We start from the raw sequence: 526 nt of genomic DNA, 5'->3' as shown, positions 1-526 counted from the left end.
AACAACAATATAGTGGCGGAGATCCCTAACAAAATGCCACCAAACAACGATTCCCATGGAATAACGTTTAACATTATTTACCTCTAAAATCTTAGCTACGAATTAGTTACAGAAAACGCCATGAAGCGCTTTAATTAATGACTCAACTCTCGGTTCTGACAACGAATAAAACACTTGCTGTGATGCCTTACGAGCCGTGATCAATTTGTGTTTGCGAAGCACCGTTAAGTGCTGTGAAAAGGCGGATTGGCTAAGGAACGAGTTCTTTTGCAGTTCCCCAACACCAACTTCACCTTGGGTCAGTTGGCACAACACCATTAGCCTTTCCGGATGTGCCATTACTTTTAGGAGATCAGCAGCTTCATTGGCATTGCCTTTCATTGCTGCTACATCCATATCTGTATAGCTCATGACTCACCTCTATATTAAAAACTAAATTAGATATTACTAAAGTAATATATTTAGTCAACACTAAATTAGCAATGATGAATTTAGATAAATTAACATTAGACATTTCTAATTTAGA

1 protein-coding gene is annotated in these 526 nt (G+C 37.6%); it reads right to left on the bottom strand.

Annotation, left to right across the window (positions count from 1 at the left end):
• Positions 1-102: 102 nt before the first annotated feature.
• Entirely contained in the window at positions 103-411 is a 309-nt protein-coding gene (locus R7Z50_RS30925) for an ArsR/SmtB family transcription factor (protein WP_005460911.1), read from the bottom strand.
• Positions 412-526 lie beyond the last annotated feature (115 nt).

Source organism: Vibrio sp. 1249-1 (assembly GCF_033340495.1).
This window is presented reverse-complemented; position numbering and strand designations above follow the sequence as displayed.